Genomic DNA, 22338 nt, shown 5'->3' with positions numbered 1-22338 from the left:
ACGTCGCGTTGATGGGGGTAGTCGAGGGTGGTGATCGAGGCGGCCAGTGAGAACGGCGAATTGCGCGAAGTGGTCGTGCTCCACGACCCCGCGGGCGCGCCGGCCCAGATCGTCGATCGCAGCGGCCGCTACCGGCCGTCGCCGCCGAAAATGGTGCGGCGCTTGAGTCGAGCCGCATCGACGCATTGTTCCGTTCGGCCGTCGCGGCGTTCGGGCCCCGCGCGGGTGGCGTGCTGTTGTCGGGCGTGCTCGACAATGGGGTGACACAGGTGGTTGACCCGCGGTTGGCTGTCCGCATCGAAGCAGCACCCCAGCACGACGTGCCGATCCTCGTGATGGACGGGGTGCTGGACAGCTCGACGTACCGGACCGTCCGCGACACGGTGATCAAGGCCGCGCTGGACGAGCCGCGCGCGGTGATCGTGGACGTCAACCGGCTGTCCGCGCCGTCGGCGTCGGCCTGGAAGGCATTCAGCAGCGCCCGTTGGCACGTCAGCGTGTGGCCGGACGTGCCCATTCTGCTGGTGTGCGCGCAACCGCAGGTTCGCCATGCGATGGCCTCCAGCGGAGTGACCCGATACGTGCGGGTGCACCCCACCCGGCCGTTGGTGCTTCACGACGTGCGCGACCAGCCCTTGGCCAGCCGGCGGCGGGCGCGCAGCGAGCTGCCGCCCGCTGCGGAGAGCGTCGGCATGGCCCGTGCCATGGTCACCGACTGGCTTACCCTGTGGGACGAACGCGAGCTGATACCGGTTGCGGCGACGGTGGCGACCGTCTTCGTCGAGAACGTCCTCGATCACACGCAGAGCGCGCCAGTGCTGATTGTCGAGAGCCAGCGGGACACCATCACGGTCGCGGTGGAGGATCGCAGCGACCGCCTGCCGGGGCGCCACGAAGATTCCGACCGAGGCGCGGAAATCGCGTCCGGGTTGGCCGTAGTTTCCGCGCTCTGTCAGGCGTGGGGGGCCACGCCGACCTCGTCGGGCAAGACGGTATGGGCGCTGGTCGGTCGCGAAAACCTGCTCTGAGGCCGCGAGACCCCGGAGGTCCACGATGCGAAACCCGGCGGCTCAGGGCGAAGGGCGCGAAGTCCCGCGTTTCGTCGCCCGTCAGCGGGGTAGCTATTGAAGTGGGCGCAGCGCGCAGACGGAGGGTGGCCGTGGTGAGGGTTGCAATCGTCACCGGTGATGACATCGTCGGCGACGACGCTGCGCAGCTCTGTGCCGCGCTCGAGTTTCGCGGGCACGAGGCGACGGCCTACGTCAGGGGCCAGCGTGGGATCCGCGTCGGTCCGGTCGCTGCGGCTCCCGCGCCGGCGGTTCTGCCCTATGTCGGCGACTGGGCGCGCGCCCTTGAGCGCGTGTGGTCGGCGGACCAACCGGACGTCGTGCACGCGTTCGGCTGGCTGGGTGGGTTGACCGCCCAGCTGGCGGCGCGACGGCTGCGGATACCGATCGTGCAGAGCTTCCAGGGTTTGGCCGTCACCTCGCGCTGCGGCGCTCTCGCCGGCGCGCAGCACGGGCGCGAGCGCGAACGCATCGAGCCGCTGTTGGCGCGTGGCGCCTCCTGGGTGACGGGTGAATGCACCGCCGACGCCGACGTGCTGGCCCGGCTACGCCACGGGCGGGCCCGAGTGTCCATTTTGTGCGGCGGCGTCGATGTCGAGCGATACAGCCCGGTGGGTCCCGCGGCCGTCCGCGATGCCCGCCACCGCATCGTCTGCGTCGCGCCGAACCCGTTGCCGGGCAACGGGTTCGACATCGCCATCCGGGCGCTCCCCAAGATTGTGGGCGCGGAGCTGGTCATCGCCGAAACCGCCGCCCACGGGCCCGACCACGACCGGGCGCGCGCCCAGCTGAAACGTTTCGCCGCCGAGACGGGCGTCGCCGACCGGGTCCGCTTCGCGGGCACGGTCGGCGATGACCAACTGCCATCGCTGCTGCGATCCGCCGACCTCGTCGCGTGCACGCCGCGACAGCCACCCCGGGCGGCACCCGTGTTGCAGGCCATGGCCAGCGGGGTGGCGGTCGTGGCGGTTCCGGTAGGCGTCCTGACCGACGCGGTGGTGGACGGCGTCACAGGGCTGGTGCTTCCGCGACGCAGCCCCGCCGCGGTGGCCACGGCGTTGAGAAACCTTCTGTCCCAGAGCTTTCAGTGTGACAGCATGGGCGCGGCGGGGCGAAGCCGCGCGGTCTCACGCTTCTCCTGGGAGCGGATAGGGCTCGACGCGCTGAACATATATCGACAACTCGTCCCGCACACGTCGACCCCCGTCGCACTCGCGGTGGACGGGGCGCCGGTGGGACGATCGGCCGACCTACCATGACGGCCATCGCCGACGACGCGGCGCCCGGCGCGGTCGGTGTAGCCGGCGAACCCGACGAGATCCAGATCGACCTGCGTCCCGCCCGCCGCGCCGTCGCGCGCGACCTCGCCCCGGTCCAAACGGCGGCGGCGGTCCGCTACGAGCAATTCCGCAGCGTCCAGCCCGACGCCATGCGCCGGTTCTTCGCCGGCGCGTACACGCCGGGCTGGCGCGTCAGCGGCCTCACGAGCCGCTCGGCAGTCACCCATCGGCGCTGCGCGGCGGAGTCGATGGCGATCGACGAAGTGCTGATTCACGGCCCGGCGGTCTTCGAAATCCCGCCGGCCGAAACCGCGGCCGAAAACATTGTCGTGATCCAGCCCCGGGCCGGGTCGCTGACCGTGACTGGTGGGCCCTTCCCGAACGTCGACTGCCCCGTCCTGATCGCCCATGGCATGTCGTGTGCGCTGCAGGTGAACGGCGCGCGGTTCGACGTGGTGACCGTCGCGCCCGAGGCGTTGCGCAGGATCACCCTGGACTGGCAGTCGCCGCTGTCGCAGCACATCCGGTTCCTCAACTGGCGCCCCCGGTCGCGCGTCGCCGTGCGCGCGTGGCACCGGGCGCTCGATTACGTCAGCGCCACGTTGGCCGCGCCGGACACCGCCCAGCAGCCGATGATCGTGGCCGCGATGGCCCCCCTGCTGGCGGGCGCGCTGCTCGAGTGCTACCCGTCCAACGTGACCGAGCAGGACCTCGCGGGCGACCCCTCGCTGCCCGAAACGCTCAAGGAAGCGGTGGCCTTCATCCACCGGCATGCCGCCGGCGATGTGAGCATCAACGACATCGCCGGGGCCGTGCACCTGACACCCAGGGCGGTCCAGTACCTGTTCCGGCGCCAGCTCGACACCACTCCCACCGAGTACATGCGTCGCGTCCGGCTGCATCGGGCGCACCAGGAGCTGCTCGCCGGCGAGCGCGCCGGCACCACCGTCACCGAGATCGCGCAGCGTTGGGGGTTCGCGCACACCGGCCGCTTCGCCGTGCTGTACCGGCAGACCTACGGCCAGAGCCCCCACACCACGCTCAACCAGGTGACGTAGCGGCTCTCATCCACTCAGCCGGTGCATCACCTGGCCCGCGGCGTATCGGCCGCTGACCATCGCGCCGGTCACGGTGCCCGGATTGTTGACGCCGACGGCCTCGCCCGCCAGGTACAGCCGGTCGCCGATCGGCTCGGCCAGCCGGCGCCGATCGGCGAGACCGGAACCGGGCGCGTGGAACGAATACGAGCCGAGCGCGTACGGGTCGACGGTCCAGTTCGACGTCCGCACGTCGACCGCGGCGCCGTCGCCGCCGAACAGCTGGCGCGCGATGGGCAGCGAGCTGGCGATCAGCTCGGCCGGGGAGGCCGACTCCGCCCACCGGCCACGCTCACCGGCGTTGAACGCCAACGCGATCGGGCCCGACGCGCTCGGCAGCGTGAACCATTGTGACCACGCGCCGGGCTCGCTGCCGATGTACTGATAGAAGGCGTTCTCCACGTCCCACGTTCGCCGGGCGAAACGAAAGTAGCTCTTGGACAAGACGCCGAATCCCAGCGCCTGCACCGCATTTCGATGCTCGTCCGGAAGGGGCGGGTCGAAGGCGATCGCGCCGGATTTGAGCACGCCCAGGGGAACGGTGACGATCGCGGCGGGACCCTCGAACGACCGGTCGCCGGCCCGCACGACGACGGAGTTGTCGCGGCGCGCGATCGCGGTGACCGGCGTCTTGAGTCGGATCGAGAGTCCCTCGGACAGCAGCCGGGGCAGGGCGTCGTAGCCGTTGGTGATCACGTCCTGGTCGCCGTCGGCGTACTCGCCGCGGTCAAAGGTCTTGGCGGACAGTTGATCCACGCCGGCGGCGTATTCGTTCTCGATCTCGGAGGTGAGGTAGAAAGCCAATTGGGCGCGCTCGGAATCGGCAAGCTCGGCGCGGTTCGCCGCGGCGTCGACGGCGGCGCCGAGACTCCCGTCGTCGACGCGGCCTCGCGCCCGTTTCACGAAGGTGCGCCAGGTCTGCGGGTCGTAGGCCAGCGGCGCGAGCCGCGGATCGACGGCCAGCTTCGCCCATCCGTAGTAGTCGGTGGGTGCGAGCTGGGCGCGCGCCCGTTGCGCCAGCTCCATCAGCGGATTGTCCGTCGTGCCATGGATCCAGGACGCGCCCATCTCGAGCGGGGGACCCCAGGCCCGGTCGGTGTACACCCGGCCGCCGATGCGGTCGCGGGCCTCGATGACGCGCACCGGCCATCCCGCGTCGGCCAGGCTGCGGGCGGCGGACAGGCCGGCCATGCCGGCGCCGACGACGAGCACCGCCTTGTTGTCTGGCGGGGTGTCCGGCGCGGGCGGTGGGCCCGACCCGCAGGCGGCCGCCAGCCCGCCGCCGACGAGGCTGCTCGTGGCCGCGAAGAACTCCCGACGGGACATCGGGTACACGGCTGTCAGCGTCTCATAAGTTGTTGGACGGTCGTGCCCGAATTCGCCGCGTGTAATGGGCCGTTTTCACCAGTTCGTCGTTGAGACCCGGCTACACTTCGCCTACGTCCGGAACTGGCGATGGGGCCGTGTTCGAAGGGGGAACGGCGATGAACGTCGAGCTGCCACCAAGCCGTACCCTGACCGTGCGAGCGGCCGACGGAACGCCGCTGCACGCCGAGGTTTTCGGTCCACCCGACGGGTACCCGATCGTGTTCACGCATGGGATCACGTGCGCGATCCGCGCCTGGGTCCACCAGATCTCGGACCTGGCCTCCGACTACCGGGTGATCGCGTTCGATCATCGCGGCCACGGGCGCAGCGGTGTGCCCCGGCGCGGCGGCTACAGCCTGGAACACCTTGCGGCGGACCTGGATTCGGTGCTCGAGGCGACATTGGCGCCGCGCGAGCGCGCGGTGCTGGCGGGGCATTCGATGGGCGGCATCGCCATCGCCGCGTGGTCGGCGCACTACCGCGACAGGGTCCGCCGGCGCGCCGACGCGGTCGCGCTGATCAACACCACCACCGGCGATCTGGTGCGCCAGGTGAGGCTGTTCTCGGTGCCCCGCGAGTTCTCGGGGGCCAGGGTCCTGGCGGCCCGGGGCCTGATCACCGCGTTCGGCGGGTTTCCGGTGCCGGCCGCGGCGCGGATCCCGAGCCGGCATGTGGTCGCGATGTTGGCGGTCGGCAAGGACGCCGACCCGAGCGCGGCGCGGGTCGTCTACGAGTTGTTCGCGCAGACCTCGCCCGCCGGGCGCGGCGGCTGCGCCAAGATGCTCGTCGACGCGCTGGGGTCGCGGCATCTCGAATTGGACGGGCTGACGGTGCCCACCCTGGTGATCGGCAGCGAGCGCGACCGGCTCACGCCGATCGGCCAGTCCCGCAGGATCGCCCGCACCGCGCCGAACGTCGTCGGCTTGGTCGAGCTGCCCGGCGGCCATTGCTCAATGCTGGAGCAGCCGCGCGAGGTCAACCGCCACCTGCGGGCCCTGGTGGAATCCGTGACCCAGGACGCTCGGGTGCGCCGGATCAGCTCATAACAGGGCGGCGACCTCGGCGGCCGCCCGCTGCCCGGACCGGACGGCGCCGTCGAGGAATCCGGTCCACTCGTCCGCCGTCTCCGTGCCGGCCCAGTGAATCGGCCCGACCGGCGCGCGCAACCACGGCCCGAATCGTGTCCACGAACCCGGCGGCACCGCCGCGGTCGGGCCGCCGGGAGCGAAATCCTCTGCGCCCCAACGCTGGTCGACATAGTCGAGGGGTTTGAGTGCGTCGTCGCCGAACAGCGACGCGAAGCAGCGCAGCGTGTCGCGGCGGCGCTGCTCGGTGGGCAGCGAGTCGAAGGCGCGGGCGTCGACGAAGCCCATCAGGATGCCCGGGCCGTCGGGGTGCGGGCTGACGTCGAAGGTGATGAACACCGGTCCCGTGTCGGACAGCGCCTGCCCGGAGAACCCGTCGGCCCGCCAGAACGGCGTTTCGTAGGCCGCGTACGCCTTGCTGAGCCGGCCCTGCGGCCAGTGCCGGGCGAGTTGCTCGTATTCGGCGGGCAGCGGGGGAGCGAACTCGATCGACGTGCGGTGGGCCGGCGGGATCGCGACGATGACGAACCCGGCCTCGGCCGAGCCGGCGTCGGTCGTGACCGTGACCCCCGCCCCGTGCCGTTCGATGCGGCGGACCGGCGCGCCCAGCACGACGCGCGCGCCGAGTTCGGCGGCCGCCGCCTCGGCGATCTGCTGGGTGCCGCCCGGGAAACGATCCTGCTGGGCGCCGTTTTCGACGTCGAGCAGTGGGTCCAGGCCACCGGCCGCGTGCACGTAGCGGGCGGCGTGCAGCATCGACACCTCGTCCGGTTCGCACCCCCACGTCACCCGGGCCACGATGGCCATCAGGTCGTGCGACGACGCCGAAGCGCGCACCGAGCGCAACCAGCCGCCCAGCGACATGCCGTCCAGCTCGCGGGCCCGGCGGGCGTCCCACGGCGCCGCCACCGGCACGCTGCGGGCGATCCGCTCGAATTGCCAACGCAGGCGGCCGATGTCGAGCAGTCCGGTCAGCGACACCCGGGGAATCGTGCCGCGATACGGGCGCGCCCAGCCGCGCCAGTGGATCACGTTCCTGCCGTCGTGGTGGGTCGGAGTGGTCGGGACCCGAAGCTCGGCCGCCAGCGCCAGGACGGCGTTCTGGGTCGGTCCGACGAAGGTGCCGCCCAGGTCGGCGGGCAGCCCGGCGACGCTGCCGGTGAACGAGCGGCCGCCGACCCGGTCACGACCCTCGAAGACCAGGACGTCATGGCCCTGGCGCGTCAGCTCGCGCGCCGCCGACAGCCCGGCAAACCCGGCACCGACCACGACGACGTCGACGACCGGCGGCGGCTTTGTCACGCCGTCTAGTCAACAGCATTTTGACGGTTTCGTAGGATAAATTTGCATTGCCGGTCTAAGTACGTGCTCAAGGTGGGCAAATGAAGGTCTTCACGGCGTTGTACGGGCCGGTGGACGCGGCCGGGCGCGCGCGGGCGCTGCGCGACGCCGGGGCCACCGGCGTCGCCACGTTCGAGGGTCCACACGACGTGTTCGCCCCGCTGACGCTGGCCGCCACCGTGGGCGGCCTCGACCTGATGACCAATGTGGCCATCGCGTTTCCGCGCAATCCCATCCACCTGGCACACCAGGCCAACGATCACCAGCTGCTGAGCGGGGGACGATTCTTCCTCGGCCTGGGCACCCAGATTCGTCCGCAGATCGAGAAGCGGTTCGGCGCGCAGTTCGAGCACCCCGTGGCCCGCATGACCGAGCTGATCGCGGCCCTGCGCGCGATCTTCGAGGCCTGGAATACCGGCGGCCGCTTGGACTTTCGCGGCGACTACTACCGGCACACCCTGATGACGCCGACCTTCAGCCCCGGCCCCAATCCGCACGGCCCGCCGCCGATCTATGTCGGCGCGCTGGGGCCGCGGCTGACCCGCGCCACGGCCGAGCACGCCGACGGCCTGCTGGTGATGCCGTTCGGCTCCAAGCGATTCCTGCACGAGCACACGATGCCCGCCGTGCGCGACGGCCTGCGGGCGTCCGGCCGGCGGCCCGAGGAGTTCGCCGTCGTTCCCGAGATCATCGTGTCTTCAGGCCCAGACGGGGGCTCGGACGCGGCGGCCGACGCGAGCACCCGGCGGCTGCTGGCCTTCTACGGGTCGACCCCGGCCTACCGGCCGGTGCTGGCCGCGCACGGCTGGGAGGACCTGCAACCCGAACTCAACGCGATGTCCAAACAGGGCCGCTGGGAGGAGATGGGCGGGCTCATCGACGACGAGATCCTGCACACCATCGCCGCCTGCGGCACGCCGAAGGAGATCGCGGCGGCTATCCGCGAGCGCGTCGAGGGCATCTCGGACACGGTGTGCCTGTATCAGCCGTCACCCATCGCACTGGAGACGCTGTCGGAGATCGTCGACGAACTGGGTCGAAAAGGCTAGGGCGCCACCGTCAACCAGTCCTTGAAGCCCGAAGGGTCGTGGCGGCCCAGCGCGCCGTGCTCGTAGAGTCCCCAGCCCTCGACCGGGTCGCCGTCGCCGTCGCGGCACACCGCGCGGCCCACGTGGTCGATCACGCCGAAGCCGGACCGCGCGACGATGGCCGGGTCGGTCATGTCGTACGTCAGCCGCTCGACGAACTTTTCGCCCTTCCACATGCCGTGCAGCCAGTCCGAGTCGCCACCGTAGCCGCCGCCGACGTGAATCGGCACGGGCAGCTTGGATTCCACGTCGAAGTGGACCGGGGTGCCGTCCGGCGCGGTCGCATCGATGGTGGCCCCGGTCGGGATGCGGGTGCCCGACCGGTAGTGGATCTTGACCCGCGGCCAGCCGAGCTGTTCGACGCGGCCGTCGCGCCACACCCGGGTGCAGTCGTTGAGCGACCGGAAGCCGTTGGGCTCCTCCTGGATGATCAGCACGATCGCGAACTCGTCGAACGCCATCGGCACGTACAGCCACCACATGCCTTCGAACGGCGGGTCGGCGGGCCGACCCGCGGGCTCGGGCTCGCCGATCGGCCGGATGCCCCAGGACCGGTCGCGGCTGCCGAGCCAGGTCGCGGGGTCGACGGCGATCTCCTCGCCGTCCACGGCGATCCGCCCGCTCCAGGACCCGAGCTGGGCGAACCGCTGCGCGTCCAGGGTCACCCGGTTGCCGGACCGCATCAGGTGCGGCTGTTCCTGCACGACGTCGAACAGCCCCTCCCAGGTGAGATCGGCTGCGATGCCCTCGGTTTCGTCGAGGACCAAACGCAGCTTGCGCAGCGGTTCGCTGACCTCGATGCGGTAGCTGTTGACGTTCTGGTTAAGCCGGTCCTGGTCGATGGCGTCGGACAGGTGCACCGCCGTTTGTGTGTCCCCCCGCCGGACGAGGAAGAACGCGTCCTTGACGCCGAGGTTGGGGTAGTACCCGATGCCGCTGATCACGAAGATGTCGCCGGTGCGGTCGTGGGCGTTGAAGTAGGAGCGGTCGTAGAAGTTGCGGTCCGAGGAACCGGCCCACGCGATCGGTTGGGGAACCTGGTGGACCGGGAATTCGTCAAGCGGGCCAAGCATTACTGATCCTCTCCGATGAGGCGTCTCATCAATCCGGCGTGGTAGAACAGCGATTCGACATCGTCGGGTTTCTCGGTCTCGCCGAAGTGCACCCGCCGCGCGCCGGTGCGCATGAACACGCACGCCCACATCACGCCCGAGTAGGCGTAGAACCAGCGCAGGTCGCCCACGTCGATGCCGGTTAGTTGCCGATAGGTGGCGCGGACGTCGTCCTCGCGCATCACGCCGGGAAGCCCGGGCAGGGTCGCCAGGCCCGCGAGTTCCTGGAAGACCATGTGCGCGTAGATCATCCACGCGATGTCGAGCTCCCGCGGCCCCAGCGTCACCATCTCCCAGTCCAGCACCGCCACCGGCGCGAAGTCGCGGTACAACACGTTGCCCACCCGCGCGTCGCCCCAGAGCAGCACCGGCTCACGGGCGGCCGCGTCGTCCGGCCAGTTGTCCTCCAGCCAATCGAAACTCCGCTCCAGCAACGGTGATCGGCCGATGTCGGGCACGGCGAAGTCGTACCACTCGCGCACCCAGTTGAAGTGCCGGCGCAGGGCGGTGTCGCCGTCTCCTGCGGAGAGGAACCCAAATACGTTCTGCGCGTCCGGGATTGAGTGCAGCTTGGCGAGCACGCCCACCGTGGCGTCCTGCAGTTCGCGCTGGCGTTCGGGGGGTGCGTCGGCGAACCAGTTGCCGCCGAAGGTGTAGGGCATGACGTCGGGGGGCACCTCGCCGTCGACGTAATCCATCACGAAAAAGGGTGTGCCCAGGACGTCGCCGGTGGGCTCGAGCCAGCGCACTCGGGGGACGGGGACGTCGGTGAGTTCGCCGACCTTTCGGATCACCTCGAATTGGTGGTCGAGCCGGTAGGTCGGAAAGACCTGCACGTCCTCGGCCGTCGGCGCCACCCGGGCCACCAGCTTCTGCTCGATCGGCTCGCCGTCCTGCTCCCAGCGCGCGGTCAGGATGATGGTCTCCGACGACATGCCGGTCGAGTCGACGCCGCTTTCCACCGTCACCTGGGGCTTCGCGCCGCCCGGTAGCACGGTCGACAGCCATTGCGACATCACCGCGGGCAGCGTGGTGACGTCTCGGCTGGAGCGCTGCAGGCGGTCGACTTTGTCCAGCACGGGTTCGTTGGACACGGGTGCCTCCATTCTTAGAGACTTCAGTGAGGCAATTACGATACGGTAGGTAGCGTTATGAAAGCAGACCCGTCCTACCTTGACAAGGCCCCGGGCGCCGGGCGGCCCCGGGACCCGCGCATCGACTCGGCCATACTGTCGGCGACCGCGGAACTGCTTGTGGAGATCGGCTATTCGAACCTCAGCCTGGCGGCGGTGGCCGAGCGCGCCGGGACCACCAAATCGGCGCTGTATCGCCGGTGGTCGAGCAAGGCGGAACTGGTGCACGAGGCCGCGTTCCCGACGGCGCCCACCGCCCTGCAGGCCCCGGCCGGCGACATCGCCGCCGACGTCCGGATGATGATCGAGGCCACCCGCGACGTGTTCACCACGCCGGTGGTGCGGGCGGCGCTGCCCGGCCTGGTGGCCGACATGACCGCCGATCCCGCCCTGAATGCCCGGGTGATGTCGCGCTTCGCCGGGGTGTTCACGGCGGTGCGGGTGCGGCTGCGCGAGGCCATCGACCGGGGCGAGGCGCATCCCGACGTGGATCCGGACCGTTTGATCGAGTTGATCGGGGGAGCGACCATGCTGCGGATGCTGCTGCGCCCGGAGGAGAGCCTGGACGACACCTGGGTGGAGCAGACGACCGCCATCGTCGTGCACGGGGTGACGGGATGACGGGGCGACTGGCGGGACGGTCCGCGATCGTCACCGGCGGCAGCCGCGGCCTGGGCCGGGCGATCGCGCTGGCGCTCGCGGCCGACGGCGCCGCGATCGCCGTTGCCGGGCGCACCGAACAGGTCTGGGATGAGCGGCTGCCCGGGACCATCGGCGAGACGGTCGCCGAGATCGAGGCGGCGGGCGGACGGGCCGTGCCGATCCGCGCCGATCTGACCGACCGCGACGACATCGCCCGGCTGGCGGGCGAGGCCCGAGAGGCGTTGGGGCCCATCACGATTCTGGTCAACAACGCGGCCTTCACCGCGCCCGGCCGGCCGCCGACCCCCGGTCGGGAGCCGCGCGCAAAACCGCCCAAGGCCGCGAGCGGTGGAGCCAAGCCCGCCTGGCCCGGGTTCGTCAGCACGCCGCTGCAGGCGTTTCGCCGGCATTTCGACATCGCGGTGTTCGCCGCCTACGAGCTGATGCAGCTGGTGTGTCCCGACATGTTCGAGGCGGGCGGCGGCTCGATCATCAACATCACGTCGGTCGCGTCGCGGATGCCCGGTGACGGGCCCTACCCCGACCGCAGCGGCGGGGTCCTGCCCGGCTACGGCGGATCCAAGGCGGCGCTCGAGCATCTCACGCAGTGCGCGGCGTACGACCTGGCCGACCACAACATCGCGGTGAACGCGCTGTCGCCGTCGAAACCGATCCTGACGCCGGGCCTGGCCTACTACGCCAGCGAATTCGTGGACACCGCCCCGGCCGACGAATTTGCGCGCGCGGCAGTGGAATTGGCGCTCGTAGACCCGGCAATAGTCACCGGGCGCACGATCGGCCACCTGAACGTGCTCGACGGCAGCTTCTCCCCGTTCACCCTCGGTTAGGCCGGCTTGATCGCGGTGACGCCGTTGATGATCAGCGCGTACAGCCGGTGCCATTGCGGGGAACGAAACCCCGCGCGCAGCAGCAGCGCCGTGGCGCGACTCGGGGTGCGGGCCTTGCCGCGACGGGTGTTGGCCAGGGTTGGCAGCAGCCACCGGGAGAACTGGTCGACGAGCACCAGGTGACCACCGGGGCGCAGCACCCGGGCGCATTCGACCAGTCCGGCCTGTTGGTCCGTCCAGTGGTCGAAGGACGTCGTGCTGACGACGAGGTCGAAGGTGCCGTCGGGGTAGCCGAGTTCCTCCGCCACGCCGACGGCGAAGCTGCATCGATCGTCGTACCCGAAAGCCGTTGCCGTGGCGATCATTTGGGGTGCGGCGTCGACGCCGCAAAGCTGCTGGGCGTCCGGGTAGCGGCGCGCGAGGGTGCGCAGCAGGTAGCCCGTCCCGCACCCGACGTCCAGCACGCGACTGGGCGAGGCGCAGGCGGTGGTTGCCACCGCGAGATCGGCCGTGCGCTCGGAAATCTCGTGGTGCAACCGCCCGCGCCACCCGCGGTCGTACTCGGGCGCTCGATCGTCGTACGCGGCCAGGTCGCGATGTGGCGGCATTCGCTAAGTCTGCCCTCCTCATTCCTCGTCGGACTCGGGTGGGTCGGGGTCGCCGTGGAGGAGTTCGTCGGGGTGGTGGGCGTGGTTGATTTCCGGTGGGCCGGTGCCGTCGGTCCAGGCGAGGCGTCCGGTGTCGGTGACGGTGGTGTGCCAGTCACCGCGGCTGGCCCCGCCGTGGTCGCAGCCGCAGGCGAAGAAGAGTTTGTCGGCGTCGGTTTGCCCGCCGGCGGCCCAGTCGGGGGCGTGGTGCACCTCGCAGTGGTAGCCGGGCACGAGGCAGTTGGGTCGGGTGCAGCCGCGGTCGCGGGCGTAGCAGATGAGGCGTTGGTCGGCGGTGGCGATGCGTTTTTGCCGGCCGAGGTAGAGCGGCCGGGCGGTGTGGTCGTCGAACACCGCCAGGTAGTGAATCGCGTTGGCGGCCATGCGGATCAGGTCGGACATGGGCAGCCGGGACCCGCCGCCGGTGCGCGCTGGTGGCGGCATCGGGACCGCGGGGTCGACGGCGGCGTGGGCGGCCTGGTTGAGTTCGGCCAGGGTGGTGGTGACGACCACGGTGACCGGGTGGCCGCGATGCGTTCCGAGCTGACCCGAGCCGATCGCGGTGCGCAGGGCGAGTTTGAGGGCGTCGTGGCCGCGTTGCGCGGGGCTGCGGGTGTCACGCTGTTCGGGGCCGTCGGGTTGGTGGCGTCCGGGGCGTACCGCGGCTTCGATGGCTTCGAAGTAGGCGCGGGCCTCGGGGTCGAGCAGCCCGGACAGCCGGGACATGCCGTCGGGGCCTTGCGGGCCCAGGCGCAGCGAGCGGCGCCGCGCCCGGTCCTCGTCGCTGAACTGTCCGTCGGGATTGAGGTAGTCGGCGACGCGCTTGCCCAGCCGGGTGACCACTGCGGCGTCCAGCTTTCTCGCATGGGAGACCAGGGTGCGTTCGGCCTCGGCCACCTCGGCCGGTGACACGCTGGCGGGCAGCACGTCGATGGCCTGGCAGACCGCGCGGATGTGGTCCTCGCCGAGCGCGCCGGCCTCGACCGCGCCGGCCAGCGCCTCCAGCTCGGGCGAGAGCGGGGGGCCGGTCAGCGAACGTCGCGGCCGAATCCGCGCCGCCAGCCGAAACCGGCGCACCAACTCGCGGGGTGGGATGCGCAGCCGCGCGCACAACCGTCCCCGCACCGCCGGGGCGGACTCGGCGCCATCGGGGGGCTCGGCGATCTCACCGAAGAACCGGTACATCAACCCCCGATTGACCCGCTCCTGGGTCTCCAGCCGCTCGGCCACCTCGACGCGAAAGTCGTTGCCGACCAAATCCGACGAGGTCTCCCGCAGCGCGTCGTGGGCGGCGTCGATCGCGTCCAGAGCGGCACCGATCCGCTCCCGCGCCACCTCCGCACCCACGAAACCCACACCGCAAATCTATCGAACAGACGTGCGAACAAGGACGAGTGCCGGCCAATCTGTGGATAAACAGCCGACTGTGGATAACGACGTGCGAAGGTGGGGCCGATGCGTCAATCAGGACTAGTTCTCAGCGCGCCGCTCGCGGTTGCCGCGGTCACGATGTGCCTGGCGGCCGCGCCGACGGCGGCGGCCGGTGACGGGGACTGCGGCGTCATCCTGCCGGCGGCGGATCGGCTGGAGAATGTGTTCAACCTGGTGTCGCCTTCCGGCACGCCGCCCTACCTGGCGGGCCAGATCCGCAACGCCCTGTCTCCGTTGCAGGGCCTGCGCAGTCCGGTCGCGCTCGACCTGCGGCTACGCTCGGACATGCTGGCGTCGCAGATCGACGCCAGTGACCCATACCGGCCGCCGACCCCGGAACAAATCGCCAGCGACCTCGCCAAGGCGAGACAGCAGCTGGCCGCGGCCCGCGCCTACTGCGCGCCGTAACGCTATTGCTGCCCTCGGCGCCAGCGTCGAATGTCAAGGCGCTCGGCGCCCGGCCAGATGGCCTGGGCGGCCGGTGATGCGCAGAAGGTCTCCTCGGCCTGGCGCAGGCTCATGTCGACCGCGTTCAGGCCGTCTTCCTGGTGGGCGCGGCAAATGACCGTCAGGACCCGGTGGGTGTCGGGGTCCACCTGTTCGGCCTCGATGGTCAACACCACGACGAGCGTGTACCCGGCTCCCGTCGGCAGATAGAAGGTCAGGTCTCGGCTGTCCAGCGCCCCACCGTTGGTCACCAAATAACCGTCACCGCTGGGATAGAGGGCCTGCCCGACCATCTGGGTGCGTTCGAAATGGTTGCGGTCGCTCGGCGCGCGCCACACGGTAAACCGGGTGTTCGGGCTGCCGTTGAACGGGTGCCGGGCGATCGGGATGATCAGCTCGTCGCGGCCGTCGCCGTCGACATCCTGTAAGCCGACGCCCCCGGGGCTCGAAGGCTCCAACAATTCATCGATCGTTTGGACCACCTCGCCCGACGGGTCGGTCACGACGACCTTCACCGCCTGGGGACCGGGCAACTCGGGCGCGCTCCAGTAGGTGACGACGAAATCCAAAGCGTCGGAATGCATTCGGCAGTCAGTGTGCGGCGATGTGGCCGTCGGGCTGATCAACGCGGCCGCCTGCGGGCACGGCGGCAGCGCGGTATCGGCGGCTCCGACGGGACACGCGGGGCCGACGGCACCCGCGGTGGCCATCGCCGCGACGGCGATCAGCTGTGGCAGCCGCTGCACGGGCGCGCCTACCGTTTCGGTGCCGGCTTAGCCGGGGCCGGAGCCGGAGCGGGAGCAGGAGGGGGCCCGGCCGGCGGGACCTGCTCCTCGACGGGCGGGCGGGAGCCGGTCTTGGGCCCGATGTCGGAAACCTGCCAGGCGTTGCCCACCCTGTTGACGGTGACTTGCAGCAGGATGATGGACACCTTGGGCGTCGGGTTTTGCAGATTGCGCGTGGTTTGGTGGGCCGACACCACCACCTGGTAGACCCCGCCGGGCTGGGCGATGGGGTCGGTGGCCAGAACCTCGCCGGTGGACGTGACCTGAGCCTGCAGCATGATGCTCTTCAGTAGGTCGCTGGCGTTGACGTACTTGTCCTTGAGTTGTTGCGACACACCGTCTTCGACCGAGCGGAAGAAGGCGTCCGGGTCCTCGAAGCTGTAGGTCAGTGACTTCAGCGCGTACTCCTTGGCCAGCTGCGCCACGGCGTCGCGATCGGCCTGCTGCTGACGCAGCTGCGCGAGCTGGCCGGTCACCTGGTGGTATTTGATGAACCCGAACACCCCGGCGGCGAGCACCGCCGCGACGAGAACGGCTGCGCCCCAGCGTTTCCGGCTCATTGACCGCAGCCGCGCCGCCAGTGATCGGTCGGGCCCCGCATCCTCGTCGCCGGCGGCGACGGTCTCCTCGTCGCCGGTCGCCTTGCCCTCGGTGTCGTCCACTTTTTCATCATCGCTGACAGTTGAGTTGGTCACGTCGGTTCTTTCTTTCTTGATCATTGGTGCCATGCGGGCACGTTGAGTTGCACCCGCATGCCGCCGGTGTCGTTGAAGGTCGATTCCCAGAAGTCGAGCCAGTGCCCGGCGTCCACCTTGACGTCGTGCAGGGGGGCGAGCGCGGGTTGTAGGACGGTGGTGAAGGTGCTGAGCGGGCCGGCCAGCATGTCGAGGTACTGGCTGATCTTGGCCACCAGGATCCCGGCCGGATCGTCCGGGCCGACCACGCCCACGCCGCTGTGCGAAAGCGTCTCGATCTCGTGGATCATCCGCAGGAAGGCCGGCACCGAGCGCGGCAGCAATTTGCCCGTTTCGCTGATCACTTCGCCGGCGTTGATGTCGCCCAGGTCGGTGGTGAGCGTGGAGACGTTGTTGAACAGGGTGGCCATCAGCTGCTTGTCGTCCCGGATCACTTTGGCGGTCAACCCGGCGGTGGTGGCCAGCGAATCGACGGTGTCGTCGTTGTCGCCGAGCGCCGCGGAGGCGTTGGTGATAATCGTGTGCACCTGGTCGAGGTTGAGCGCCGAGACCAGGGCGTTCGCCTTGGTGAGCAGGTCGGCGCCGGTCACCATCGGCGCGACCCGCTCGGCGGGGATCACCGTCCCGTCGGCGAAGTAAGGCGGCGCAATCAGTTTCGGTTTGAAGTCGATGTATTGCTCGCCGGCCGCGGAGAGATTCTCCACGCTGATCGCGCTGTCGGCGGGCACCGGGTGCGCGTGGTCGAGGTCGATCGAGACGGCCAGCCCGGTCGCGGTGGTCTGGATGCCGGTCACCCGGCCGACCTTGATGCCACGCATCGTCACCTCGGACGTGGGCATCAGGCCGCCGGATGTGTTGAGCATCAGCGTGAGTCGGGTGACCTGTTTGGTCGGGCTGATGTCGAGCACTCCGATCGACATGTAGGCCGCGCCCAGCAGCGTCATCACCGCCAGGATGGCCAGCGTGACGCCGGCATTGAACTTCATGGCAGCATTCCCATGCTCTGCATCGCCTTCACGGCCGCGTCGGCCTTGTCGGCGGGATCCACGCCCTCATGCCCGGTCGGTGGATGCAGTTCGGAGACAATGTATTTCGGGCCGCCGTTGCGGAACCATCCGAGGAGCTTGTAGTGCAGGAATGCGATCAGCTTGTCGGCGAGCACCGGAATGGTGGTGTCGGCGGTGGCGATCGTTCCGATCATTGGCGTGAGGTAGGACATGATCTGCATGATGTCGCCGACGACCGGTTCGATGACTTGTCCGCCGAGGGTGCCGATGTCTCGGGAGTCCCCGACGACGTTGAGGATCGCCACCGTGATCGCCGACAGCCCTTCGAGTTTCGGCGGGCCCTCGGTGACCAGCCGGTTGAACACCCCGGTATTGGCCGCCGCGTTGGTGGTGATGTTCTCCATGCTGGACAGGATGCCGTCGATGGTGTCCTGGTTGGCCGCCAGGTCATTGAGCACGCCGGCGACGGTCTGCTGCGTCCGGGTCAGCTCGGCGGGGTCCTTCGGGAACGCTTTGTTGAGGTTGACCACGGTGCTTTGCAGCGTGCCAATTGCCCCGCCCGCCACCAGGTTCGACACCGACCGCAGGAGGTCCTCGACGTTGTCGGCCGGCGCGGTGTTGCGCAACGGGATGGTGTCGCCGTCGCGCAACAGCGCCCCCGGCAGATCCCCGCTCCGGCCCGCCGGCGGCACCAGCGCGATGTAGATGTCGCCGAGGGGGGTGGCCTGGCGCAGTTCGGCGCGGGTGTTGTCGGGAAGCCTGCTGCCCCCGGCGATATCGACGTAGGCGACCGCCGTGGTGCCGTCGAGCTGGACGTGGTCGAGCACGCCGATCTGCACCCCGCCGGAGTCCACCTTGGCACGGGCGGGCAGGTTGAGCACGCTGGAGAACTGGATCTTGATCCGGTAGGCGTCGTGCGGGCTGTAGGCGCCCGGGACCGGCAGCCGCGTGGGATCCAGCGAACATGCCGCCGTGAGGCCGATCGCCAGCAGGGCGACCAGGACGCGCATCGATCGTCGGGTCATGAGGGTCATGACAGCGCCGCCCCCAGGATGAGATCGGTCAGGCCGAGGGTGACCGGATCCGACGTGGCGCCCGACGCGCACGCCGCCGCGGCGCCGGGGACATTGCGCTGCCGCAGCCCCTCGCAGATGGCGCCGGCCTGCGACGGCGAAATCGCCACCTGCGGCGGGATATACGTGACGTTGTGGGTTCCCCACGCCGGCTCGTAGATGTCACTGATCCAGTGGCTGAACTGCGGCCACGAGTTGATCATGGCGAGGATGGCCGGCGTGTGCCTGTTCAGCATGTCCCGCAGCCAGGTGATCCCCTTGTCCAGTTTTTGGTAGAGCCGCGGGCCCCACCGGTTCAGCGCCTCGACCAGGATCGGCAGCAGGTGCGACATATGGCTCAGGGCCGCACCGAAGTTGTCCGACAGGCCCTCGATCAGCTGGGTGGTGGCCGGCAGCGTTTGGATTACCGACGCGAAGCTGTTCCAGTTCTTGAGGAAGTCCGAGCTGAGGATCTCGCTGTTCTCGAACAGCTGCCGGTAGTCGGCGTCGGCCTTGTAGGGGTCGGCGAGCATGGTGACCAAATTGCCCAGCGTCTGGTTGAGGGCGGGTCCGGTGCCATCGAGGGAACGACTGAACGCGCGCACGCTGTCGTTGATGGCCTGCACGCCGGGCGCGCGCGACAGGTCCTGGCCGGGTTGGGGGCCCATGATCGTATCGGCGAGTTTTCCTATGGCAGAGAAGGTTTCGCTGACGCTGATCGGCGTCTTGGTCGACTTCAGCTTGATGCACCCCGGCCCGGTGAATTTCGGGCCCGACGTGTAGGGCTTGGTCAGCTCGATATGCCGGTCGGTGACGATCGACTGCGAGTAGGTGACCGCGCCGACGTCCGCGGGTAGGTCGAGGTCGGTGGGCACGGTGAAGTCGACCTCGACGTGGTCGCGCTTGTTGACGATCGCGGTCGTCGAGCCGACCTCGATGCCCAGCAGCGCCACCTTGTTGCCGGGGTAAAGGCCCACCGCGTCGGTGAATTCGGCGCACATCGCCCGGGTGGGTTTGGGCGTGACGATCTTGGCGCCGATGACGACCGCCGCCGCGACCGCCGCGACGACGGCAAGCACGGTGGCGATACCCCTCGGGGAACGCAGCCGCGAGCCGGGCGCCGACATCCGGGCCATGTCAACAGTTCCTCATGATGTTGGGCAGGCACAGGTCCTGCCCGGGGACCAGCCGGTTGTGCTTGTCGAAGACGACCCCGTTCCCGCTGAGCATCGGCCCCACGATGCCCAGGGTCTGTCCGAGCCCGTCGAGCGCCTCGCCCCAACGCTCGGGATGGACGGCCAGCGTGGTGGTGATGTCGTCGAGTCCGTCGACGATCGGCCCGATCTCCCTGCCATAGAACACGGTGATGCGGTCCATGATGCGGGCCAATTCGCCGAGCAGACTGAAGAACTCGACGATGTCGACCGACCTCGAGGTGTAGGACTTGCCCAGGATGTCGAGCTGCTCGAACAGCGAGATGAGCAGCTTACGTTGCGCGACCGTGGCCCGCAGCCCGTTGTTGGCGAAGTCCAGGCCGCGATGGAAATCGGCGGTGGACTTGCTCAACGATGCCGTCAGCGCGTTGGCCGACCGGAGCAGGTCGCGCACCGCGTCGGGATACTTGTTGGCCGCGTTGGCCACCTCGGTGAAGGTGTCGTGGATGACTTGGCCGTTGACCTCCTTGATCAGCGGCGTCGCCGCCTGGATTATGTCGTTGACCTCGAAGGGCAACCCGACGCGTTGCGGCGGGATCACGTTGCGGCCCAGTGGTAGAGCGCCCTTCGGGTCGAGGGCCACGTAATGGCCGCCGAGCGGAGTCAGCAGCTTGATGTCCAGCGTGGATTCCGAACCGACCGCCACCGAACGCTCGACGTCGAATTTCATCTCGACGACCGCGCCGTCGAGCCGGACGCCGGTGACCTTCCCGACCGGGATGCCGGCGATCCGAACCTGGTCGCCGGCGCGCGCGCCGCCGGAGTTGGGCAGGTGGGCGACGTATCCGGTCTGGCCGGTCGGGTTCAGGTAGGCCATCGCGGTGGCGGCCAACGCCGAAACGATGACGACGACGCCGACGATGCCGTTCCGTCGATTGCGGCTGGCGGCCGCGTGCTCGTCGAGCATGGGCCGCCGTCGTCGGAACATCTTGTCGCCGAACACCATTACCGGCACACCACCAGGTTCTGTTGCGCGAACGACACCTGCCCGATGCCCGGCAGGCTGACTTCGCCGTGCGAGCAGGTGAACGTCGGCGCGGCGGGCTGGTCGTCGGCCAGCCAGTCCCGCATGCCCTGGATCAGCGACGGGGCGAGTGACATGCCCGCGATAATCGTCGCGGTCTGCGGCCACATGCGGTTGAACAGGTCGTAGAGCGGGACGGTCGTCCCGTCGAAGATGCGCTCGTCGTACTGCAGGATGTGTGTGGTGTCCCGCAGGACGGGCAGCCCGGTTTCCATCGCGTCGCGGAACTCGTCGGCTTTGGAACCGAACTTCGTCACCACGTCGTTGAGCGTGGCGATGAGATGAAACAGTTGCTGTGACTTGCCGCCCAGGTCCGCCGAGATCGCACTGAGGTTGCGCAGCACGACGGCGATGACCGCCTGGCGCTTGACCGCCAGCTTGGAAATGACGTCCAGGTCGTGCAGAAACGGGCCGATGCCGTTTTCGTCACCCTGAATCAGCCGAAGCAGGTTCTCGCCCAGCAGGTTGAACTGGGCGGGGTCGAGGGTTTGGAATATCGGCCGAAACCCGTTGAACAGCTTGGCCACATCGAACGACGGAATCGTCTGCCCCAGTCCGATGGTGTCCCCGGCCCGCAGCCGTCGGTCCGGCTTGGCCGGCTGGACGAGTTCCACATAGCGCTGACCGAGCAGGGTTTGGTAGCGCACCGCGGCGACGGTGTTGGCGAACACCGGGTGATCGTCCTGCGCGGTGAAATCCACCTTGGCGGTGCGCCCGTCGAGCCGGATGGTTTGCACCTTGCCGACCTGCACGCCGGAAATGCGGACGTCGTCGCCGACGTAGAGTCCCGACACGTCGGAGAACGCCGCGGTGTAGCGGGAGACCGCCCCGGTGACCGGGCTGCGCAGGGCGGTCAGCACGATCAGGGTGCACACCACCGCGACCGCGGTGAAGACGGTCAGCCACACCACCGATTTGGTGACGCTCCTCATCGGCCACCCGCCGGCGTCGGGGAGGGCGGGGACGGCAGGGCCGCCGCCAGCCCCGGCATCGTGTCCAGGGTGACCTCGATCTGCATGCGCACCTTGCCGTCGACGATGGGGAACGCCGCGCTGGTGCGGTCCAGCAGGCCCGAGAGCCGGTCGTAGACCGGCGACATGCTGCCCTGCATGTACGAGAGCGGCAGCAAGACGTCCATCACCGCGCGCATGAACGGGGCGAGCCACGGGACGTTCCGCGCGAACATGCGGTCGCTGTTGAAGAGGAGCTTCGCGGTCTGGTCCAGGATGACGTTCATCCGCTCGACCCCGTCGGGATGAGCCAGAAACTCCATCCCGTTCAGCAAGTCGTACGCCAAACCGATCAGCGGGATGGAGTCGCTGGCGCCGTTGACCACCGAGGCGAACACCGAAAGCGAGTGGGAGAACGGCACTTTCTGCGAGTCGACGAGCATCTTGACCAGATCGAAGTAGGACCGGGTCACCGGCTCGGTCAGGTCGGCGTGCCGGCGGACCACCTCGATGATGCGGTCGACGTCGGGGGAGTCCGCGAGCCGGCCGAGCTTCTGGCCCTGGCGCAGCAGCCCGGTGATGGAGGCCGACCGCGCGTCGGCGCCGATCAACAGCGTCTGGTTCGGCCGCAACCGGGGGCCGGCGCCGCTGCTGACCAGCTCGACCGCCGCGAGCCCAAAGGTGTTCGACGACATGAAATTAGCCGTGGTGTCCGAGGCGAGGGCCCTCGCCTGTTGCGGCTCGAGCTCCACCGTGATCTTCTGCCGGTTGTATCCGACCGATTGCAGCGTTTTCACCGATCCGATCGTCAGGCCGCGGAACTTCACCTCCGCGCCCGGCGTCAGGCCCTCGCCGATCGAATCGGCCACCACGGTCAGCCTGAACGTGTCGGTGTACCCGCCGGTGCCCAGCTGATACAGGACTGTGCCCGCGATGCCCAGCACCGCCGCGGCGATCAGGCCCCGGATCCGCAGCGAGCGCGCACTCGGCGCCCGCGCCCCGTGGTCGGGAGATACCGGCATGGG

At 69.4% G+C, this 22338-nt stretch carries 22 protein-coding genes and 1 pseudogene; 9 read left to right on the top strand and 14 right to left on the bottom strand.

What is annotated here, in order from left to right; translation table 11 throughout:
- Window positions 1-27 precede the first annotated feature (27 nt).
- The 4 genes and pseudogenes from A5655_RS28990 to A5655_RS22730 form a co-directional block, all read left to right on the top strand.
- Window positions 28-263 (top strand): annotated as a pseudogene (locus A5655_RS28990) (hypothetical protein); the annotation flags it as partial.
- 6 nt (window positions 264-269) lie between these two features.
- Window positions 270-1028 carry an STAS domain-containing protein gene (locus A5655_RS22740; RefSeq protein ID WP_067014074.1) on the top strand — a complete coding sequence of 253 codons (759 nt, stop codon included), beginning with the start codon at window positions 270-272 and terminating at the stop codon, window positions 1026-1028.
- Window positions 1029-1162: 134 nt separating this feature from the next.
- Window positions 1163-2326, top strand: a complete 1164-nt coding sequence (locus A5655_RS22735; protein ID WP_082978832.1) for a glycosyltransferase — start codon at window positions 1163-1165, stop codon at window positions 2324-2326.
- Window positions 2308-3405 carry an AraC family transcriptional regulator gene (locus tag A5655_RS22730; RefSeq protein WP_197508778.1) on the top strand — a complete coding sequence of 366 codons (1098 nt, stop codon included), beginning with the start codon at window positions 2308-2310 and terminating at the stop codon, window positions 3403-3405. The genes A5655_RS22735 and A5655_RS22730 overlap by 19 nt, the downstream gene beginning before the upstream one ends.
- 6 nt (window positions 3406-3411) lie before the next feature.
- On the opposite strand, the gene A5655_RS22725 is transcribed toward A5655_RS22730, so the two are convergent.
- On the bottom strand, window positions 3412-4770 hold the full coding sequence (locus A5655_RS22725) for an FAD-dependent oxidoreductase (protein WP_067014072.1): 1359 nt from the start codon (window positions 4768-4770) through the stop codon (window positions 3412-3414).
- A 158-nt stretch (window positions 4771-4928) separates the two neighbouring features.
- Here A5655_RS22725 and A5655_RS22720 point away from each other — a divergent pair, with 158 nt between their 5' ends.
- On the top strand, window positions 4929-5858 hold the full coding sequence (locus tag A5655_RS22720; RefSeq protein WP_067013979.1) for an alpha/beta fold hydrolase: 930 nt from the start codon (window positions 4929-4931) through the stop codon (window positions 5856-5858).
- On the opposite strand, the gene A5655_RS22715 is transcribed toward A5655_RS22720, so the two are convergent.
- Entirely contained in the window at window positions 5853-7199 is a 1347-nt protein-coding gene (locus A5655_RS22715) for a flavin monoamine oxidase family protein (RefSeq protein ID WP_067013977.1), read from the bottom strand. The genes A5655_RS22720 and A5655_RS22715 overlap by 6 nt on opposite strands.
- 80 nt (window positions 7200-7279) lie before the next feature.
- Between A5655_RS22715 and A5655_RS22710 the strand changes: the two genes are divergently transcribed.
- On the top strand, window positions 7280-8287 hold the full coding sequence (locus A5655_RS22710) for a TIGR03617 family F420-dependent LLM class oxidoreductase (protein WP_067013975.1): 1008 nt from the start codon (window positions 7280-7282) through the stop codon (window positions 8285-8287).
- Here the strand turns inward: A5655_RS22710 and A5655_RS22705 are convergent.
- Both A5655_RS22705 and A5655_RS22700 read right to left on the bottom strand, forming a co-directional pair.
- Complete coding sequence (locus A5655_RS22705; protein WP_067013973.1) at window positions 8284-9399, bottom strand: hypothetical protein; 1116 nt, start codon at window positions 9397-9399, stop codon at window positions 8284-8286. The genes A5655_RS22710 and A5655_RS22705 overlap by 4 nt on opposite strands.
- Complete coding sequence (locus A5655_RS22700; RefSeq protein WP_369807239.1) at window positions 9399-10544, bottom strand: phosphotransferase family protein; 1146 nt, start codon at window positions 10542-10544, stop codon at window positions 9399-9401. Before A5655_RS22700 ends, A5655_RS22705 begins: the two co-directional genes overlap by 1 nt.
- A gap of 45 nt (window positions 10545-10589) precedes the next feature.
- Between A5655_RS22700 and A5655_RS22695 the strand changes: the two genes are divergently transcribed.
- Window positions 10590-11192 carry a TetR/AcrR family transcriptional regulator gene (locus A5655_RS22695; RefSeq protein ID WP_067013971.1) on the top strand — a complete coding sequence of 201 codons (603 nt, stop codon included), beginning with the start codon at window positions 10590-10592 and terminating at the stop codon, window positions 11190-11192.
- Entirely contained in the window at window positions 11189-12061 is an 873-nt protein-coding gene (locus tag A5655_RS22690) for an SDR family NAD(P)-dependent oxidoreductase (RefSeq protein WP_067013969.1), read from the top strand. Before A5655_RS22695 ends, A5655_RS22690 begins: the two co-directional genes overlap by 4 nt.
- On the opposite strand, the gene A5655_RS22685 is transcribed toward A5655_RS22690, so the two are convergent.
- Window positions 12058-12669: a class I SAM-dependent methyltransferase gene (locus tag A5655_RS22685; RefSeq protein WP_067013967.1), complete on the bottom strand. Its 612-nt coding sequence runs from the start codon at window positions 12667-12669 to the stop codon at window positions 12058-12060. The genes A5655_RS22690 and A5655_RS22685 overlap by 4 nt on opposite strands.
- Before the next feature lie 18 nt (window positions 12670-12687).
- Window positions 12688-14055: a 13E12 repeat family protein gene (locus A5655_RS22680; RefSeq protein ID WP_082978831.1), complete on the bottom strand. Its 1368-nt coding sequence runs from the start codon at window positions 14053-14055 to the stop codon at window positions 12688-12690.
- A gap of 108 nt (window positions 14056-14163) precedes the next feature.
- On the opposite strand from A5655_RS22680, the gene A5655_RS22675 reads away from it, so the two are divergent.
- Window positions 14164-14547, top strand: a complete 384-nt coding sequence (locus A5655_RS22675) for a hypothetical protein (RefSeq protein ID WP_067013963.1) — start codon at window positions 14164-14166, stop codon at window positions 14545-14547.
- A gap of 2 nt (window positions 14548-14549) precedes the next feature.
- Here the strand turns inward: A5655_RS22675 and A5655_RS22670 are convergent, their stop codons facing one another.
- Genes A5655_RS22670 through A5655_RS22635 form a run of 8 tightly spaced genes read right to left on the bottom strand, consistent with a single transcriptional unit; the run spans window position 14550 to window position 22335 of the window.
- Window positions 14550-15296 (bottom strand): hypothetical protein, encoded by a 747-nt coding sequence (locus A5655_RS22670; protein ID WP_067014067.1) that lies wholly within the window; start codon window positions 15294-15296, stop codon window positions 14550-14552.
- Window positions 15297-15340: 44 nt separating this feature from the next.
- Window positions 15341-16033, bottom strand: a complete 693-nt coding sequence (locus tag A5655_RS22665) for a hypothetical protein (RefSeq protein ID WP_231999250.1) — start codon at window positions 16031-16033, stop codon at window positions 15341-15343.
- Between the two features lie 53 nt (window positions 16034-16086).
- On the bottom strand, window positions 16087-17052 hold the full coding sequence (locus A5655_RS22660) for an MlaD family protein (RefSeq protein WP_067013959.1): 966 nt from the start codon (window positions 17050-17052) through the stop codon (window positions 16087-16089).
- Complete coding sequence (locus tag A5655_RS22655; protein ID WP_067014065.1) at window positions 17049-18098, bottom strand: MlaD family protein; 1050 nt, start codon at window positions 18096-18098, stop codon at window positions 17049-17051. Before A5655_RS22655 ends, A5655_RS22660 begins: the two co-directional genes overlap by 4 nt.
- A 5-nt stretch (window positions 18099-18103) precedes the next feature.
- Window positions 18104-19261, bottom strand: coding sequence for an MlaD family protein (locus tag A5655_RS22650; protein ID WP_067013957.1), 1158 nt, complete (start codon window positions 19259-19261; stop codon window positions 18104-18106).
- A 1-nt stretch (window position 19262) separates the two neighbouring features.
- Window positions 19263-20267 carry an MlaD family protein gene (locus tag A5655_RS22645; protein WP_067014063.1) on the bottom strand — a complete coding sequence of 335 codons (1005 nt, stop codon included), beginning with the start codon at window positions 20265-20267 and terminating at the stop codon, window positions 19263-19265.
- A gap of 17 nt (window positions 20268-20284) precedes the next feature.
- The gene (locus A5655_RS22640; protein ID WP_067013955.1) at window positions 20285-21295 is read right to left on the bottom strand and encodes an MlaD family protein; all 1011 of its coding nucleotides are present in this window, start codon (window positions 21293-21295) and stop codon (window positions 20285-20287) included.
- Window positions 21292-22335 carry an MlaD family protein gene (locus tag A5655_RS22635; RefSeq protein ID WP_067013953.1) on the bottom strand — a complete coding sequence of 348 codons (1044 nt, stop codon included), beginning with the start codon at window positions 22333-22335 and terminating at the stop codon, window positions 21292-21294. Before A5655_RS22635 ends, A5655_RS22640 begins: the two co-directional genes overlap by 4 nt.
- Window positions 22336-22338: the final 3 nt, after the last annotated feature.

The sequence above is a fragment of the Mycobacterium sp. 1081908.1 genome (genome assembly GCF_001673535.1).
In the GTDB taxonomy this organism is placed as follows: domain Bacteria; phylum Actinomycetota; class Actinomycetes; order Mycobacteriales; family Mycobacteriaceae; genus Mycobacterium.
The sequence above is the reverse complement of the archived record's forward strand: the minus strand, read 5'-3'. Positions and strand labels throughout refer to the sequence as shown.

Coding starts and splice junctions, on each gene's coding strand:
- A5655_RS22725 (WP_067014072.1), bottom strand. CDS start 4,770: ATGTCCCGTCGGGAGTTCTTCGCGGCCACGAGCAGCCTCGTCGGCGGC.
- A5655_RS22720 (WP_067013979.1), top strand. CDS start 4,929: ATGAACGTCGAGCTGCCACCAAGCCGTACCCTGACCGTGCGAGCGGCC.
- A5655_RS22710 (WP_067013975.1), top strand. CDS start 7,280: ATGAAGGTCTTCACGGCGTTGTACGGGCCGGTGGACGCGGCCGGGCGC.
- A5655_RS22705 (WP_067013973.1), bottom strand. CDS start 9,399: ATGCTTGGCCCGCTTGACGAATTCCCGGTCCACCAGGTTCCCCAACCG.
- A5655_RS22700 (WP_369807239.1), bottom strand. CDS start 10,544: ATGGAGGCACCCGTGTCCAACGAACCCGTGCTGGACAAAGTCGACCGC.
- A5655_RS22695 (WP_067013971.1), top strand. CDS start 10,590: ATGAAAGCAGACCCGTCCTACCTTGACAAGGCCCCGGGCGCCGGGCGG.
- A5655_RS22690 (WP_067013969.1), top strand. CDS start 11,189: ATGACGGGGCGACTGGCGGGACGGTCCGCGATCGTCACCGGCGGCAGC.
- A5655_RS22685 (WP_067013967.1), bottom strand. CDS start 12,669: ATGCCGCCACATCGCGACCTGGCCGCGTACGACGATCGAGCGCCCGAG.
- A5655_RS22675 (WP_067013963.1), top strand. CDS start 14,164: ATGCGTCAATCAGGACTAGTTCTCAGCGCGCCGCTCGCGGTTGCCGCG.
- A5655_RS22670 (WP_067014067.1), bottom strand. CDS start 15,296: ATGGCCACCGCGGGTGCCGTCGGCCCCGCGTGTCCCGTCGGAGCCGCC.
- A5655_RS22660 (WP_067013959.1), bottom strand. CDS start 17,052: ATGAAGTTCAATGCCGGCGTCACGCTGGCCATCCTGGCGGTGATGACG.
- A5655_RS22655 (WP_067014065.1), bottom strand. CDS start 18,098: ATGACCCGACGATCGATGCGCGTCCTGGTCGCCCTGCTGGCGATCGGC.
- A5655_RS22650 (WP_067013957.1), bottom strand. CDS start 19,261: ATGGCCCGGATGTCGGCGCCCGGCTCGCGGCTGCGTTCCCCGAGGGGT.
- A5655_RS22645 (WP_067014063.1), bottom strand. CDS start 20,267: ATGTTCCGACGACGGCGGCCCATGCTCGACGAGCACGCGGCCGCCAGC.
- A5655_RS22640 (WP_067013955.1), bottom strand. CDS start 21,295: ATGAGGAGCGTCACCAAATCGGTGGTGTGGCTGACCGTCTTCACCGCG.
- A5655_RS22635 (WP_067013953.1), bottom strand. CDS start 22,335: ATGCCGGTATCTCCCGACCACGGGGCGCGGGCGCCGAGTGCGCGCTCG.